At 54.8% G+C, this 16,278-nt stretch carries 11 protein-coding genes and 1 tRNA gene; 5 read left to right on the top strand and 7 right to left on the bottom strand.

Annotated features, from left to right (window positions below; genetic code table 11):
• Positions 1-13 precede the first annotated feature (13 nt).
• A complete protein-coding gene (locus G8764_RS16675; protein WP_166165813.1) occupies positions 14-2,971 on the bottom strand; it encodes an Eco57I restriction-modification methylase domain-containing protein in 2,958 nt (985 codons plus the stop codon).
• A gap of 404 nt (positions 2,972-3,375) precedes the next feature.
• Between G8764_RS16675 and G8764_RS16670 the strand changes: the two genes are divergently transcribed.
• Positions 3,376-5,346: a T6SS effector amidase Tae4 family protein gene (locus G8764_RS16670; RefSeq protein WP_166165812.1), complete on the top strand. Its 1,971-nt coding sequence runs from the start codon at positions 3,376-3,378 to the stop codon at positions 5,344-5,346.
• Positions 5,347-5,363: 17 nt separating this feature from the next.
• Positions 5,364-5,999, top strand: coding sequence for a hypothetical protein (locus tag G8764_RS16665; RefSeq protein ID WP_166165811.1), 636 nt, complete (start codon positions 5,364-5,366; stop codon positions 5,997-5,999).
• 697 nt (positions 6,000-6,696) lie between these two features.
• On the opposite strand, the gene G8764_RS16660 is transcribed toward G8764_RS16665, so the two are convergent.
• The 5 genes from G8764_RS16660 to rpsU all read right to left on the bottom strand — a co-directional run bounded on the left by G8764_RS16660 (position 6,697) and on the right by rpsU (position 12,099).
• A tRNA-Ile gene (locus G8764_RS16660) sits at positions 6,697-6,773 on the bottom strand.
• A gap of 253 nt (positions 6,774-7,026) precedes the next feature.
• Positions 7,027-8,904: an RNA polymerase sigma factor RpoD gene (rpoD, locus tag G8764_RS16655; protein ID WP_166165810.1), complete on the bottom strand. Its 1,878-nt coding sequence runs from the start codon at positions 8,902-8,904 to the stop codon at positions 7,027-7,029.
• A gap of 230 nt (positions 8,905-9,134) precedes the next feature.
• Positions 9,135-11,237 carry a DNA primase gene (dnaG, locus tag G8764_RS16650; protein WP_166165809.1) on the bottom strand — a complete coding sequence of 701 codons (2,103 nt, stop codon included), beginning with the start codon at positions 11,235-11,237 and terminating at the stop codon, positions 9,135-9,137.
• Between the two features lie 58 nt (positions 11,238-11,295).
• Entirely contained in the window at positions 11,296-11,745 is a 450-nt protein-coding gene (locus G8764_RS16645; RefSeq protein ID WP_166165808.1) for a GatB/YqeY domain-containing protein, read from the bottom strand.
• 138 nt (positions 11,746-11,883) lie between these two features.
• Positions 11,884-12,099: a 30S ribosomal protein S21 gene (gene rpsU / locus G8764_RS16640; RefSeq protein ID WP_166165807.1), complete on the bottom strand. Its 216-nt coding sequence runs from the start codon at positions 12,097-12,099 to the stop codon at positions 11,884-11,886.
• Between the two features lie 290 nt (positions 12,100-12,389).
• Here rpsU and tsaD point away from each other — a divergent pair, with 290 nt between their 5' ends.
• Genes tsaD through folK form a run of 3 tightly spaced genes read left to right on the top strand, consistent with a single transcriptional unit; the run spans position 12,390 to position 14,338 of the window.
• Positions 12,390-13,454 (top strand): tRNA (adenosine(37)-N6)-threonylcarbamoyltransferase complex transferase subunit TsaD, encoded by a 1,065-nt coding sequence (gene tsaD / locus G8764_RS16635; RefSeq protein WP_166165806.1) that lies wholly within the window; start codon positions 12,390-12,392, stop codon positions 13,452-13,454.
• 3 nt (positions 13,455-13,457) lie between these two features.
• Positions 13,458-13,814, top strand: a complete 357-nt coding sequence (gene folB, locus G8764_RS16630) for a dihydroneopterin aldolase (protein ID WP_166165805.1) — start codon at positions 13,458-13,460, stop codon at positions 13,812-13,814.
• Positions 13,814-14,338, top strand: coding sequence for a 2-amino-4-hydroxy-6-hydroxymethyldihydropteridine diphosphokinase (gene folK, locus G8764_RS16625; protein WP_166165804.1), 525 nt, complete (start codon positions 13,814-13,816; stop codon positions 14,336-14,338). Before folB ends, folK begins: the two co-directional genes overlap by 1 nt.
• A gap of 169 nt (positions 14,339-14,507) precedes the next feature.
• Here the strand turns inward: folK and ettA are convergent, their stop codons facing one another.
• Positions 14,508-16,172: an energy-dependent translational throttle protein EttA gene (gene ettA / locus G8764_RS16620; RefSeq protein WP_166165803.1), complete on the bottom strand. Its 1,665-nt coding sequence runs from the start codon at positions 16,170-16,172 to the stop codon at positions 14,508-14,510.
• Between the last annotated feature and the right edge of the window lie 106 nt (positions 16,173-16,278).

Below are 16,278 nucleotides of genomic sequence, written 5' to 3'. Positions count from 1 at the left end.
CGCGAGGCTGAATTTATCCTTGCTCGATTACAGAGATTTCGCTGGGTGTTAGTTGGTATATGGTATATACAAGGTTGTCAATTTGGCTATCTAAAGCTGAAATTTGATTCTCTATGAGCTCCAAGGAGTTAGGGTTTTTCTCCGTCAGTTTTTTTCTATTAAGCTCTTGAATCCGAGCAACCAGCCTAACCAGTTTGTCGTGATTAACTTTCTCTTCAGGATTGTTGAAGTCGACACTTTTTATAGGAATGTTTTTAAGCTGTCCAACTTTAATTTGAGGGAACGAATCGAGAGATTCATCGTAATATCCGTATATGAAAAATGCAATTAATTTGCTTGCTAATACGCCACATACGAACTCTGGTTGAAGAGATGCATCATTTTTAAGCTTTGTAATGTAGACCTGTTGATCAGCTACGCTATCTCCATCTTCAATAGTTACCACAAGTCTCTTGGCGAGAATTTTTCGAGAATAAATTCGCTTTCCTTGAAAAAATTCAGGTGCTCTTGGTTCTGCGAGCCAATTACCATACATTATGAATTCTTTTGGCTCCAACGGCCCAAATCGCCTTAGGTCTTTGCCATAAATAAATGGCCTGTAGCCAGGACTGATTCCTTCTGAGTGGTATGGTCGTTCTTCGCAATCCTTTTTAGTTTGAGGGCCGGTTCCAAAGGCGCTTTTTCCATATCCACCGGTTCGGTAGGAATGTACCCCGCGAGTAATATCTGCCAAGTGCCCCAATTTTGTAGGTATTTCAGAAAGCCTGTATACTATCTCTGCTTCTTTCTCTGAAAGATTCAATGAAATCGGTCTTTCACCGCTCAAGTACTCTTCGACGGAGGTGATAGAGGTTTGTCTATAAGAGCCATCACTATTTAGTGAGCGTATCTCAAGTTCGTCTCCAATCTTAGAGCTCTTTTGATAAGTATAAATGACAGTATCTACCGTTATTTTTGCGAAAACATCTCTTGGCGGATCTGAAATTATAAGATCTTTAGATGTGGTCAAGATTTTATTTCGAGTAAGGGAGGAAAAAGTATTTGTTAGCCATATGTTGGGGACGATCTGGCCAATCATACCAGCTTCTTTCGTTAATCTTGAACATTGCTCCATAAATAACGAAAACATGTCTAACTGATAAGGAGACCATGAATAATTCTCGATAAAGAATCTTTTTTCGTCGGGCGAGATTCCTAGTTGATTCCAGTCTCGTCCAAACACGTATGGCGGGTTTCCAATCACGCAATTGAAACCTCCACTCTTTATTATGTCCTCAAATGCTAACTGCCAATTAAAAACGTTAATGCGGAATTGCGCTTCTTCATCGAGAAGAATCATTTCATCGTTGTTATAAAATTCAGGACCTATGAGTGAGTTTCCACATTTAATGTTCTTTTCCAAGTCCGGTAGTATTCGTTGTCTTTCTAAAATCCAATCCTTCTGGAGTACTTGTTGGGTCTCACCTTCGATTACTTTGAGTAGTAGTGAAAGTTTCGTAACCTCGACGGCTTGAGAATCTATATCAACGCCAAATATGTTATTCAGAAGAATTCGCTTTCTTTCGTCAGTGGTCAGTTTCCATTCGCCACCGGGAGATTTGTAAATCTTCTGATTCCTTCCAGAAGAGTGCTTTTTGATCTTGCGAGTATCGAGCTCCTCGCTTTCCAGGTTTACGGTATATTGACGCAAATGCCAATCGAGTAAATATTGATAGGCTTCAATAAGGAAGGAGCCAGATCCGCAAGCTGGATCAAGTACTTTTAGGCTGGCTGCCTTTGAGATAGATAATGGTTTCAATGGTTTAGAGTTTCCACCATCTAAGAGGCGACCCAGAGTATTCTGTACTATATATTGAACAATATAGCTAGGTGTATAGTAGACGCCTCCGGCTTTCCTAACCTCCGGCTTTTCTTCAATTTTTGCCTTGTGCGAAGCGGTAAGATGAATCGCTTTTCCTAGGAATCGCTCATAGACCTGACCCAGAATGTCGGCTGGCAACACTGAAAATTCGTAGGGAGAATCAGGATAGTAAAGTTTGGATATAATATCTCTAAGAATCTTGTCGTCGAGGTTTAGATTGGGCGTGATGGTGTCCGGGTTGACTCTGCCCTTTTCATTTGAAAAATGAAACAAGCCGGAATTGTATCGAGAATCAGCAAGCCGGAAAATGTCTAATAGCCGAGCATAAACCCCTTTGCCATTAAGTATAGATGCGAGCCGCTTATAGTCCTCGGTGCCACGGTCCTCGCAGATTCGCAGGAATATCAACCTATCAATTGTTTTTTGAACAGAAAAATTCAAATCTCTGGCAGAAAGGTTTGGGTTTCTTAGTGCTAGATTTTTTGCAAGCAAACTTCTCCAGTTTTCAATCTCCACCAAAAACGCATCATCGACGGTTTCGCTGCCTCGGTGGCGTTTGGAATCTGTGGCATATTTATCGAAAGATCCTTTTAATATTGCCTCCTTAGAAAAGGTGCTATATAGCTCCTCCCATTTGTCCAAGTAGTCTGTATATTTAAAGAAGTTGAGTCTTGCAGTTGATGCACGCTCTCCTCGCTTTGGGCGTTTTCTACAGTCATAAACCGCAAATTCTTCAAAGTCAGTCAGTATGGATATTGGAAGTTTCGCAGACCATCCGTATCGTCGTAGCTGATAAGCAGGTTCCGGATCCAATTGTACGTCAACGGAAGGCTTTTTAGCTTCTAAGAAAAATTTGTATTGCCCATGTATGGTGAATGCGTAGTCAGGGGCTTTTGTTGATCCACCAATTTTTATGGATGCTTCATGGATCACGTCTCGGTATTGTGGGGCGAGTCCGGAAGAGTTATCCATATCCCAGCCAAGTTCTCGAAAAAAAGGATCCAAGAACTCTTGGCGGAGTTGAGCTTCGTTGTATTGAGAGGATTTATAAAAATCGAAATTGTTGTCAAAGGTTTCGACGAGTAGTTTTACAGATTCGGGAGCAGGCATAGATAATAAAAATCCGATCTGAGATGATCAAGGAGAAATTTTAGTTGAGGCGCTTAGGATGAGGCAATGGCTAAGGAAGCCATTGGCTAAAATTTTATGCAATCTTAACTCTTTCTTGGAGGCAAAGGTGCTTTTTTCGACGAGAAAGGTGGTTGTGATTCTCATTGCGGCTTCCTTGTCGCTGATTCACGTATCAGAAGTATAGTTGTGAGTAGTTTTACAAGAGTAATCGACATTTTTCAACAGGTTGCTGAAGGCGGTGTTTCCAATACGCCAAATATATACCATTGGTAAGTGATCATAGTGACTGTTTTGAAAAAAGCAATCAATAAATTGAGGGTTTGGCTTTGGCCCCTACTCCATATGTGGTCGTTTTTGGGATACGAAATCAGAACCAGTGATTTGTGAGCCTTTGCCTACAATCGATGCTGGCGAGCTTTGGTGTGGTGCAGGATCACGAGTACGACTGGGACAATATCGGGAACCTGACCGAGCGCACCAGGACGACGGGGTCAAACACACTCCAGGAAACCTTTGAGTACGATGGCTTGAATCGACTCAGGCACGTCAAGGTCGGGGGTGCCATCCAGCAGGATATCCAGTACTACAAAAACGGCAATATCAAATCCAAAACCGGGGTCGGTACCTACACCTACGGCAACAATGCCGGACCCCACGCCGTCACCAAAACGTCCACGGGTAACATCAGTTACACCTACGACGCCAACGGCAACATGACGTCGGATACCTCCGGGCGCAGCCTGCAGTACACCACCTTCGACAAGCCAAAGTTAATCAGCAAAGGTGGCCACACCACCGAATTCAAGTATGGCCCGAATCGCGCCCGCTACCTGCGCACCGATACCGACACCAATGGCACCACGGTGACCCGCTATATCGGCAGCGTTGAAAAGGTCACCAAGCCGGATGGCAGCCAGGTGATCAAGCGCTATATCGGTGATGCACTGGTCACAATTTCAAAAAGCAGCAGTGGTACCGAAACCGCAAGGACCACCCAGTACCTCTACAAGGACCACCTGGGCTCGCTGGATGTGATTGTTGAGGGCGGCAATACGCAGGAGTATCGATTTGACGCCTGGGGACAGCGCATCAACCCCAGTACGTCTGCCGTCTTGGCGAATATTGCAACGGACATCAACTTCTCGGTGGCGACTATAGCGACCACGAGGGGCTTCACCGGCCATGAAATGCTGGATCAGGTGGGGCTGATTCATATGAACGGGCGGATTTATGATGCCAAGCTTGGGCGGTTTTGGCAGGCGGATCCGTTTGTTGATGGCAAGTTTAATACCCAAGGGTACAACCGATACAGCTATGGGAAGAATAACCCCCTCAGTGGTATAGATCCGAGTGGCTATGGGTTTTTCTCTGAGGTCTTCGATGACATTTTGGGTATTACTGAAAGCCCCATTCTGAATGCTGTTGCTCAGGTTGCTGCTTGCTATTTCGGTGGTCCTTGGGGCTGTGCCGCATACGCGTCCGCCTCTGCTAGAGGTCATGGAGCATCTTGGGGAGATGCACTTCGAGCTGGAGCTACAGCTTATATTTCCGCTCAGGCATTCTCAGCTATAGGTGGCGCGGACTTTGGGGCTTATGATGCTTTTATCAGGCCGCTAGCCCACGGGCTTGTTGGCGGCATTATGTCTGAGCTTCAAGGCGGCAAATTCGGGCATGGATTTGTTAGTGCAGGCCTCACGAAAGCTATTAATGTCAATGGAATTGTTGGCATTGATGCCGACTTGGCAGCAGTCCGAGTTGTCACGGCGGCTGTTATTGGTGGAACTATTTCAGAAGCAACGGGTGGTAAGTTCGCAAATGGAGCAGTTACCGCAGCATTTGGCCAACTGTTTAATGGAGAGCAGCAGGCTGCTAATGAAAGGAACGCGCAAAATAGACCAAGCTATGCAGAAATGGAAAAAAACTATCCTGAGGGTAAAGCTAAAGATGTTTTTGAGGCTGTTGGCGGTAAGGTTGCTGTAAATGGAAAGATTCCAGTTGAAAAGGGAGGATGGGCAAACTCCTGTACGGTTAGAATATCTGTATGTCTAAATGCTAGTGGCGCTGATATTCCATTTATGAAGGGTGAGACGAGCTCTGGCGCAAATGGAAAGTGGCACATGTATAGAGTTAGAACATTAGAGGGTTACTTAACAGAAAGTTGGGGAGCGCCGGATGTGTTAAGTACAAATATAGCTGACTTTAGTGGTCAAAAAGGTATTTTGATATTTGATACAACAGGGACATGGACGGATGCTTCAGGGCATGCCACTCTGTGGAATGGTAGTAGTACAGTCGATGGAAGTAATTATTTTAATAGTTCATCCAGAGTCATGCTATGGGCGCTTCCAGATTAGACAGGAGTTATCCCGATATGATTTTTTACTCAGCTAAAGTTGTTTTATTATGTTTTGCAGTATTAATTTCTGGGCTAGTCCATGCTGGTTCAGAAATTATGCAGCGAAGTTATGATGGCACTCTGGGGCAAACTCAATATATACATGTAACTGATGGGTGTTCTTTGAGCCTAACTGTATTTGATGAAGACACGGTGAATTCTCACGTTCTTCGTATTCGGAGAAGCTGTACTTTAGGGTTTTCTTATGAAATGGGTTTGATTGCTGTTTTGCTGGCAGAGTTAAAAAATGATGATCTCCTTGATACGGTCAGAACTATTTCTTGGGGAGGAATAGAATCCCCTGAACTTCAAAAAAGACTAGCTCTCGGGGCATTGAATTCACCAGCGTGGTTGGAGTTAACAGATAATGGAAAAAAATCGACCTTGCCAAAAAATATTTCTGAAGTTGGAAATATTTTAAATGACTCTTTGGTTTTTAATGAGCTAATGAGCATCTTTAAAGCCATGGGCTTTCGGTTGTCTGTGAGCTCTACAGAAGGCGTTTTGGTGAAAAAAATTAATGAAGTAGCACCTTATGATGAGGTCGGTATTACTGGAGATTTCATCGTCCCCTATACAGCACAGGTATGGTTTGATTTGGAGTGCTTGTAGATCAATGAGTTTTTCCAGATGGAAGTGGAGGCATGTTGAGCGCCTTTTTTATGCAAGTGAGCCAGCGGTGCGTTCAGGTGATTCCAGTACACCTGTTCAAGTGCGGCCAGCACAGTGTGCAAATCCGTCCAGCGCACGCAAATGCGTATACTGCCGGACTTGAACAGACTCGCTGTTAGAATTTATTTGTCTGTGCTGTTTTGGTCTGAACGACTCGCCGATATAGCTGCCCAGATGGAGTGGGCAGGGTTCTGGTTGAAGATCAGGAGTCTGATAACGCCAAGAGCTTCCCAATCGCCGCTAGTAGCGAGTGATCATGCCTGCCGGTTGTAAGCGACGAGTGCCAATCCCCAGGTGTGAGCCGGCAATGTACCATTGAAGAAATAACCTCATAAGCAAACAGGCAGCAGCGATAACGAGTTCCTCTGCCCCTCTCTCCGCCCCGCCTCGCCCCCAGTGGGTCAGCCATGCCCCGGTCCCGGTTTCCCAAGAGGCGCCCACTCTGGCCGTTCTGGAGGTGGTCTCGGTGCAGGGGCAAGCCTAGTCAGTCAATTTCCAAAGGGGGTAGAGGAGGGGTGGCAAGGTTACTTAGCAGAGATCCCGGCACTCCATTTGGAGCGTCCGACTACAGGGCGGTCAAAATCGGCAGCTCCAACCCGAAAGTCGGCAGCTCCAATCGCTGTAAGCTATTGAAAAATGGTGGGCCTTCCCAGACTTGAACTGGGGACCTGCCGATTATGAGTCGGATGCTCTAACCAACTGAGCTAAAGGCCCTTAAACTTGTCTTTTTCGTTGATGGAGGCGTTGGGTGATAAGCGCCTTGCCCTAAACGAAAAATCCTGCGTTAACAAACTTGTTTTTTTCGCCTGTGGCTGCGTTGGGTGATACACGCCACGCCCTAAACAAAAAATCCGCTGTTAACTAACTTGCCTTTTGGGATGTGGCCGCATTGCGCATATCGCCCGCCCCAAAACAGCAGCGGGGCGCATTATAAAGCGCCCCGCTCGATCTTTCTACCTGCAATTTATCAGTCGTCGATAAAGCCGCGCAGGTGGTCGGAGCGCGAGGGGTGGCGCAGTTTGCGCAGCGCCTTGGCTTCGATCTGGCGGATGCGCTCACGGGTGACGTCGAACTGTTTGCCCACTTCCTCGAGGGTGTGGTCGGTGTTCATGTCGATACCGAAGCGCATGCGCAGCACCTTGGCTTCGCGGGCGGTGAGGCCGGCCAGCACTTCGCGGGTGGCTTCTTCCAGGCCCTGGGCCGTGGCGGATTCCACCGGTGAGGTGATGGTGCCGTCTTCGATAAAGTCACCCAGGTGGGAGTCTTCGTCGTCGCCGATGGGGGTCTCCATGGAGATGGGTTCCTTGGCGATCTTGAGAACTTTGCGCACCTTGTCTTCCGGCATTTCCATGCGCTCACCCAGTTCTTCCGGGGTGGGCTCGCGGCCCATTTCCTGCAGCATCTGCCGCGAGACCCGGTTGAGCTTGTTGATGGTCTCGATCATGTGCACCGGAATACGAATGGTGCGGGCCTGGTCGGCGATGGAGCGGGTGATGGCCTGGCGAATCCACCAGGTGGCGTAGGTAGAAAACTTGTAGCCGCGGCGGTATTCAAACTTGTCCACCGCCTTCATCAGGCCGATGTTGCCCTCCTGGATCAGGTCGAGGAACTGCAGGCCGCGGTTGGTGTACTTTTTGGCGATGGAGATTACCAGGCGCAGGTTGGCCTCGACCATCTCTTTCTTGGCGCGGCGGGCGCGGGCTTCGCCGATGGACATGCGGCGGTTGATTTCCTTGATCGCCGACAGTTCCAGGCGGACATCCTGTTCCAACTGCTTGAGCTTGCGCTGGGAACGCAGGATCTCTTCGCTCACCACCTTGATGGTCTCGGAGTACTCGCGCTTCTTCTTGATGACCTCGGGAATCCAGTCTTCGTTGATCTCGTTGCCGGGGAATTCCTTGATAAAGGTCTTGCGCGGCATTTTCGCGTCGCGCACGCACAGGCGCATAATGCGGCGCTCTTCGGCGCGCACACGGTCGAGTACACCGCGGATATTGTTGTACAGCGGGTCGAACTGGCGCGGCGGCAATTTAAAGAACTTGAAGATGTCGCCCAGCTCGGTCATCGCGGCTTCCGCCGCCTTACTCTCGCGGCCGGACTTGCTCAGGGCCTTTTCCATTTTGGCGACTGCGGCGGCCAGCTCTTCAAAGCGGGCGCGGGCTTCTTCCGGGTCTACACCGCTGGTGGTTTCGTCGTCGTCACTGGAGGAGTCGTCGTCATCGTCATCGTCGTCATCGTCCGAGTCGTCGGCTTTCTCCGCGTTCTTGGCGCTGGCTGCAGCGGCGGCCTGTTTCTCGATTTCCAGTGCGGAGGGCACTTCCTCGGCGGGGTCGAGCCAGCCGGCAATGACGTCCGGCAGGCGGCGCTCTTCCTTTTCGATCAGGCTGTATTCGTCGAGCAGTGTCTGTACGGTGCCGGGCCAGTAGGCCATGGCGTGCATCAGTTCGCGGGTGCCTTCCTCGATGCGCTTGGCGATGGCGATTTCGCCCTCGCGAGTCAGCAGTTCTACGGTGCCCATTTCCCGCATGTACATGCGGACCGGGTCGGTGGTGCGGCCGGCTTCGGTTTCCACTGCGGCGAGCGCGGCGGCGGCTTCGGCGGCGGCGATTTCATCGGCGGTGGAGTCGCCGTCGGACATCAGCAGGGTGTCGGCGTCAGGCGCGGTTTCGAACACCTGGATGCCCATGTCGTTGATCATCTGGATGATGTCTTCGACCTGATCCGGATCGGAAATGTCTTCGGGCAGGTGGTCGTTGACCTCGGAGTAAGTCAGGTAGCCCTGCTCCCTACCGCGAACGATCAATTCCTTGATGCGAGACTGTTGCTGCTCGGTTTGCTGTGTCATTCGATAGCCTGTAGATAACTGATGGTATGGTCGGCAGAAAGCCGGCCATTATAACCCGTAAGTTGTGTTGTTTTCTAGAAAATCAAGGCTAAAGGCCTTATTTTTTGTGCTTCCGGGGCTGCTTTTGCCTGTTTGTCGCCTGGTTTTTGCGCTTCACTTTGGTGCTGGCTTAAGTGCTGGGTTAGTGACTGTTTTGGGGCAGTGGTGCCGCTATGTCCGCCGCCAGCTTGCTACCCGGGTTTGACCGGTTTTTGGTTGTGCAGTTCGCGGATTTGCTGCTTTTCCTCCGCGCTCAGTTCGCTGAAGTTCTTGGTGCTGAGTGCGTTCAGCAGTTGTTGGCTCTTGTCGCGGTTGAGTTTTTGTTCGAGCCGCAGCAGGCAGTCCAGGTATTCGTCCCGGGCGTTAAAGGGCTGCCGCTGGCGCGCCTCGCTCAGTACTTCCGTAGCCGCCAGTTGGGCCAGTTGATCGGTGGATTTCGAGTCCCGGGTGGCGCGCCAGTGGCCGAGAATGCGCGGCAGGTTGTAATTGGGGCGCTGGCGCAGCAGGGTGAGCAGGTCGAGAAAGAGCTCCAAATCGCTGCTGTCGCTGGCCTCGATCGCCGGGATCGCTGGTGTGGCCGCTGCCAGTTCCGGGTGTTGCAGCAGCATGGCGCAGAGAAACCGCGCCGGCGGCAGCTTGATCGGGCCGTTGTAGCTGGAGCGCTGTGGCAAGGCGGGGGGCGGCAAATGAGCGGGCGCCTGCTCCGGGTAACGCGCGTCGATTTCCGTGTGCTGTGCGCTGTCGCCGTGGCGGTGCGCACCGGTGTGGGCAGGCTGGGAGTCTGCGGTCTGGCTGTGATCGCTGCTGGCGCGCTCGGGCCGGGATCGCTCTTGCCTGGCTAGCTCTTGCCTCGATAACTCTTGTCGGGATGGTTCTTGCCGCGACAGCTCTTGCCGGGGTTGATCTCCTCGGGTTTGGCTGGGTCGGGCGTGGTTTGATCGGGCTTGCTCCGGGCGCCCTTGCTCCGGCCCGCGCCTCGGGGGGGGCTCTTCCGGCGGTGCTTGCACCAGTTCCATCAGTGTGTCGATGGGCAGGCCGGTGCGCTGGGCCAGGTTGGCAAACATCAGTTCCCGGAACACGCCGCTGGGCAGGCGGTGCAGCAGCGGCGCGGCGCGCTTGCTGAAGCGGGCGCGGCCCTCCATGGAGCGAATGTCGATGCCGTCGGCGACGCTGTCGAACAGGAAGTCTTCCAGCGGGATGGCCAGCTCAATCATGCGGCTGAATTTCTCTGCGCCTACCTGCCGCACCAGGGTGTCGGGGTCTTCGCCGTCTGGCAGGAACAGGAATTTTACCTGGCGGCCGTCTTGCATCACCGGCAGGCTGTTTTCCAGTGCGCGGCGGGCGGCATTGCGGCCGGCCTGGTCGCCGTCAAAACAAAAGACAATCTCCTGGGTGTATTTGAAGGCCCGGGTCAGGTGCTCTTCGCCGCAGGCGGTGCCGAGGGTGGCGACGCTGTAGCGAATGCCGAACTGGGCCAGGGCCACCACGTCCATATAGCCTTCGACCACCAGCAGGCGCGGTAATTGGCGGTAGGCCTGGCGGGCTTCATAGAGGCCGTAGAGTTCGTGCCCCTTGTGAAATACCGGGGTCTCCGGCGAATTCAAATACTTGGGCTTGCTGTCGTCGAGTACCCGGCCGCCAAAGCCGATTACGCGGCCGCGGGTGTCGCGGATGGGGAACATGATGCGGTTGCGGAAGCGGTCGTAGCGGCGGCCGTCTTCCGGGCGCTCAATCAACATGCCGCATTCGGTGAGCAGCTTTTTGTCCGTCTCCGAGTTGGCCAGGGTGGTGAGCAGGTTGTCCCAGCCCGGTGCGGCGTAGCCAATGCCAAAGTCCCGTGCAATTTCGCCGCTCAGGCCGCGCTGTTGCAGGTAGTTGGTGGCGTGGTAGCGGGCCGGATTCTGGCGCAGCTGCTGGCGGTAGTATTGATCCGCTTTGTCCAGCATCAGGTAGAGGCTTTTGCGCACCTGGTCTTTGGGCGAGTCGCTGCGGGCTTCGCGCGGCACTTGCAGGCCCGCCAGCTTGGCGAGTTCCTCGACGGCGTCGGGGAAGTTGAGGCGGTCGTATTCCAGCACAAAACCCAGTGCGGTGCCGCTGGCGCCGCAGCCGAAGCAGTAGTAGAACTGTTTGTCGGGGCTGACGGTGAAGGACGGGGTTTTCTCGTCGTGAAACGGGCAGCAGGCGCTGTAGTTTTTGCCGGTCTTTTTCAGTTTGACGCGGCTGTCCACCACGTCGACGATATCGATGCGGTCGAGCAGGTCGTCAATAAATGTTTGCGGAATCAGGCCAGCCATAGAGCGAGTCTAGCGCGGAAGCGCACAGGGAGATAGCGGCGGGGCTGGCAGTTGGGCGTCAGGCCAGCCGAGACTTGACCATTTTGCTGACCGCGCCCATGTCGGCTCGGCCCTGGATCTGGGGCTTGATCAAGGCCATGACTTTGCCCATGTCCCGGGCATTCTCGGCCCCGGAATCGGCAATAGCGGCGGCAACAATGGCGTCCAGCTCGGCCTCGCTGAGGGCAGCGGGCAGAAATTCCTGGATCACAACCATTTCCGCGCGTTCGATGTCGGCCAGCTCTTCGCGGCCGGCGTCCACATACTGACTGATGGAGTCGCGCCGCTGTTTGCACATTTTGTCCAGGATCACCAGCAGGCGCTCGTCATCGACCTCGATGCGCTCGTCGACTTCAATGCGCTTGATCTCCGCCTGAATCATGCGGATGGCTCCAAGGCGTTCTTTTTCCTTGGCGCGCATGGCCGCTTTCATGGCGGCTTTGATCTGCTCTTTCAGTTCGCTGGACACGTGCTGCTCCACAGTTTGTTGCCGCCTAATTGGCGGACAAGCTGGCCGTTAGGCCCCGGTTTTCCGGTTGGCCTGGGCGGTCAGTATTGACGTCAGTTTGGTGCGTACGTCAGGCTGGTGCTTACGTCGGGCTGATGCTTAGTAGAGGCGCTGAAACTTTTTCGATTCGCGCTGCACTTTCTTGGCGTGGCGCTTAACGGCTGCGGCGGCGGCGCGCTTGCGTACAGTAGTGGGTTTCTCGTAGAACTCGCGACGACGAACTTCAGCCAGAACACCGGCTTTTTCGCAAGAGCGCTTGAAGCGGCGCAGGGCAATATCAAATGGTTCGTTTTCTTTAAGCTTTACAAAAGGCATCAGTTAACCTGTAAGTTGTGTTGGTCAAATTCGGTGTGTCGGCAGTGGGCAAGACCCGTTCTGTGCGACGCTCTGCCGCTGTTGGCTGCCGAAATTGGCAGGGCAGAGGCTTCTTTATTCCCACTCTCGCTATGAGAGGGGCGCAAATTCTATACATTTCAAAAACAGACTGCAATACGATTTGGCCGTATATTGGTGGAAATATCATCAAATTGGCACATCAGGCTGGCTCTCGGCAGGCAGGCTGATTATCATTCGCCGTTTGGCGGCTGGCTGCAGGCAAACTATTTATGCGCGTTTTGGGAATCGAAACCTCTTGTGATGAGACCGGAGTGGCGGTGTACGACAGTGCCCGGGGCCTGTTGGGGCATCGTCTCTACAGTCAAATTGCGCTGCACAGCGAATACGGCGGGGTGGTGCCGGAGCTGGCGTCCCGCGATCATGTGCGCAAAACCCTGCCCTTGATTACCGAGGTGCTGGCGGCAAGCGGGCTGGAAAAGCGCGATATCGATGCGGTGGCCTTTACCTCTGGCCCCGGCCTGGCCGGGGCGTTGATGGTAGGCGCCTGTATCGGCCGCGCCCTGGCCTACGGTTGGCGGGTGCCCGCTATCGGGGTGCACCATATGGAGGGGCACCTGCTGGCGCCGATGCTGGAGTCGCAGCCGCCGGCCTTCCCGTTTGTCGCGCTGCTGGTGTCCGGCGGCCACACCCAGTTGGTGCAGGTTGCGGGTGTCGGCCAGTACACCTTGCTGGGCGAATCCCTGGATGACGCCGCCGGTGAGGCCTTCGACAAGGCTGCCAAGATGCTGGACCTGGATTACCCCGGCGGGCCGGCGCTGGCCAAGTTGGCGCAGAGCGGCCAGCGCCAGCGCTTTACCTTTCCGCGGCCGATGGTGGATCGACCCGGGCTGGATTTCAGCTTCAGCGGCCTCAAAACCTATACCCTCAATACAGTGGCCGAGCACGCCCTGGCCGACGGCCTGCCGGATCAGCAGACCTGTGCCGACATCGCCTGCGCCTTTCAGGAGGCGGTGGTGGATACGCTGGTGATCAAGTGCCGGCGCGCCTTGCAGCAGACCGGGCTGCAGACCCTGATTATCGCCGGCGGGGTATCGGCCAACCTGCGCCTGCGAGAGCGGCTGGAACAGGCGCTGGCGAAGATCGGGGCGCGGGTCTACTACGCCCGGCACGAGTTTTGTACCGACAATGGCGCCATGATCGCCTACGCCGGTTGCCAGCGTTTGCTGGCGGGCCAGCACGACGACTTGAGTGTCATTGCCAGGCCGCGCTGGCCGCTGGAAAGCCTGCCGCCGCTGGCGTCCAATAGCAACAATAATACCCACGGGGAGGCCTAGCCTATGGACCTGGTGTATATCCACGACCTGCGCATCGATACCATTATTGGCGTCTATGACTGGGAGCGCAGGGTGCGGCAAACCATTTGCCTGGACCTGGAGATGGCCACTGAAAGCCATACCGCTGCCAGTACCGACGATATTCAATATGCCCTCGACTACAACAAGGTGGCCACGCGCATCGGCGAGTATGTCGAGGCGGCTGAGTGTTTCCTGGTGGAGGCGCTGGCGGAGCAAATTGCGCAACTGGTGCAGGAGGAGTTCGGGGTGACCTGGTTGCGGCTGCGCTTGAGCAAACCCGGGGCGCTGGCCAACGCCAGGACGGTGGGCCTGCAAATCGAGCGTGGCGAGCGCCCCTGATGGCAGAGGTCTACCTGGGCATTGGCAGCAATATTGAGCCGCACAGGTATGTGGCGCTGGGGCTGGAGGCGCTGGCGCAACAGTTCGGTGCGCTGCAGTTGTCCTCAGTGTACGAGAGCGAAGCGGTTGGCTTCGCGGGCGACAATTTTCTCAACCTGGTGGTGGCGGTCAGCACCGAGCTGGGGTTGGCGGAGTTATCCCGCTGCCTGAAGGCGCTGGAGGACAGCCACGGCTGTGACCGCAGCGCCGGCAAATACAGCGGCCGCACCCTGGATATCGACATCTTGACCTACGATGAGCTGGTGGGCGTGCACGAGGGGATTGAGCTGCCCCGGGCGGAAGTTCTCAGCAACGCCTTTGTACTGCAGCCGCTGGCGGAGCTGGCGCCCTCCCGGCGCCACCCGATTGATGGGCGCACCTACGCGCAATTGTGGCAGGCGTATCGCGGCGAGCAGAATTTGTGGCCGGTAGATTATTGCTGGCGCGGCCAGACGATCTCTCGCGCGGATTGCGCCGACAACTGATTTTTACAGCGCTCTGGTTTAGCTACACGCAGTTTTGAGTTGTGGGCTGGCCAGGCAGGGACTGCAATTAAATAGTGTGGTTGTAACGGGGGAGGGCATGGCGGTGACTGATAGGCTCACCGCCGCCAGGTAGGCGCTGCCCGGCAATAAATACTTGCCGGGCGCCGTCTCAGTGCTTGAGGGGCTTGTACTTCATGCGCTTGGGCTGGGCCTTGTCGCCCTTGCGCTGGATAAAGTCCTCGTGATACTCGGTGTAATTGCCTTCGAAAAACACCGCGCTGCTGTCGCCTTCGTAGGCCAGGATATGGGTCGCCACCCGGTCGAGGAACCAGCGATCGTGGGAGATCACCAGGGCGCAACCGGGGAAGTTCAGCAGCGCCTCTTCCAGCGCCCGCAGGGTTTCGATATCAAGGTCGTTGGAGGGTTCATCGAGCAGCAGCACATTGGCGCCGCGCTTGAGGGTGTTGGCCAGGTGCAGGCGGCCGCGCTCACCGCCGGACAGGTCGCCGACCCGCTTCTGTTGGTCCGAACCCTTGAAGTTGAACCGGCCCACGTAGGAGCGTGAGTTGACCTCGTAGTTGCCGATGCGCAGGATATCCTGGCCGCCGGAGATTTCCTCCCACACGGTCTTCTTGTCGTCGAGGTTGTCGCGGCTCTGCTCTACAAAGGCGACCTTGACGGTATCGCCAATTTCGATTTCGCCGCTGTCCGGCTGCTCGGCCCCGCTGATCATGCGGAACAGGGTGGATTTACCGGCGCCGTTGCCGCCGATAATGCCGACGATGGCGCCCTTCGGGATCGAGAAGCTGAGGTTATCGATCAGCAGTCGCTCCCCGTAGCTCTTGCTCACGTTCTTGAAGTTGATCACCTTGTCGCCGAGCCGGTCACCGGGGGGGATGTAGATCTCGTTGGTCTCGTTGCGGCTCTGGAATTCCTGCGACTGCATCTCTTCAAAGCGGGCCAGGCGCGCCTTGTTTTTGGCCTGGCGACCCTTCGGGTTCTGCCGCACCCACTCCAGCTCGGCCTTGACCGCCTTGCGGTGGGAGGCCTCGCTGCGCTGCTCCTGTTCCAAGCGGGCTTCTTTCTGCTCCAGCCAGCTGGAGTAGTTGCCCTCGTAGGGAATGCCGTGACCGCGGTCCAATTCCAGGATCCAGCCGGCGGCGTTGTCGAGGAAGTAACGGTCGTGGGTAATTGCTACCACGGTGCCGGGGAAGTCCACCAGGAAGCGCTCCAGCCAGTACACGCTCTCGGCGTCCAGGTGGTTGGTGGGTTCGTCCAGCAGCAGCATGTCCGGGCGCGACAGCAACAGCCGGCAGAGGGCGACCCGGCGCCTTTCGCCACCGGAGAGTTTGCTCACATCGGCGTCCCAGGGCGGCAGGCGCAGGGCGTCGGCGGCGGCTTCCAGCTTGTGGTCGAGGTTGTGGGCATCCCAGCTCTGGATAATGTCTTCCAGTTGGCCCTGCTTCTTGGCCAGGGCGTCGAAGTCGGCGTCCGGCTCGGCGTACTGGGCGTAGACCTGGTCCAGTTCGGCCATGGCGTCAAGGGCTTCGCGCACGCCGTCTTCAACGTTGCCGCGCACATCCTTGTTGGGGTCGAGCTGCGGCTCCTGGGGCAAGTAGCCCACCTTGATACCGGGCATGGGGCGTGCTTCGCCGTTGATGTCGGTATCCACCCCGGCCATGATGCGCAGCAGGGTCGACTTGCCGGCGCCGTTGAGGCCGAGGACGCCGATCTTGGCGCCGGGGAAGAAGGACAGGGAGATGTCTTTGAGGATTTCACGTTTCGGGGGCACGACCTTGCCGACCCGGTTCATGGAATATACGTACTGTGCCATTTGGCGGCTCACCTTTTGGAAAGTGGGTTTTGGAGTGGCGGCAAGTGTCGGCAAATCGTCGGCCTGAGTCAATGGGCGCGCGTGGCGGAGCGGGATTCCCGCCCCG

The sequence above is a fragment of the Pseudomaricurvus alcaniphilus genome (assembly GCF_011440395.1).
GTDB lineage: Bacteria > Pseudomonadota > Gammaproteobacteria > Pseudomonadales > Cellvibrionaceae > Pseudomaricurvus > Pseudomaricurvus alcaniphilus.
This window is presented reverse-complemented; position numbering and strand designations above follow the sequence as displayed.

What these genes read in the sequence shown, in the direction of transcription:
- G8764_RS16675 (WP_166165813.1), bottom strand. Translation starts at nt 2,971, where the DNA reads ATGCCTGCTCCCGAATCTGTAAAACTACTCGTCGAAACCTTTGACAAC.
- G8764_RS16665 (WP_166165811.1), top strand. Translation starts at nt 5,364, where the DNA reads ATGATTTTTTACTCAGCTAAAGTTGTTTTATTATGTTTTGCAGTATTA.
- rpoD (WP_166165810.1), bottom strand. Translation starts at nt 8,904, where the DNA reads ATGACACAGCAAACCGAGCAGCAACAGTCTCGCATCAAGGAATTGATC.
- dnaG (WP_166165809.1), bottom strand. Translation starts at nt 11,237, where the DNA reads ATGGCTGGCCTGATTCCGCAAACATTTATTGACGACCTGCTCGACCGC.
- rpsU (WP_166165807.1), bottom strand. Translation starts at nt 12,099, where the DNA reads ATGCCTTTTGTAAAGCTTAAAGAAAACGAACCATTTGATATTGCCCTG.
- tsaD (WP_166165806.1), top strand. Translation starts at nt 12,390, where the DNA reads ATGCGCGTTTTGGGAATCGAAACCTCTTGTGATGAGACCGGAGTGGCG.
- folB (WP_166165805.1), top strand. Translation starts at nt 13,458, where the DNA reads ATGGACCTGGTGTATATCCACGACCTGCGCATCGATACCATTATTGGC.
- folK (WP_166165804.1), top strand. Translation starts at nt 13,814, where the DNA reads ATGGCAGAGGTCTACCTGGGCATTGGCAGCAATATTGAGCCGCACAGG.
- ettA (WP_166165803.1), bottom strand. Translation starts at nt 16,172, where the DNA reads ATGGCACAGTACGTATATTCCATGAACCGGGTCGGCAAGGTCGTGCCC.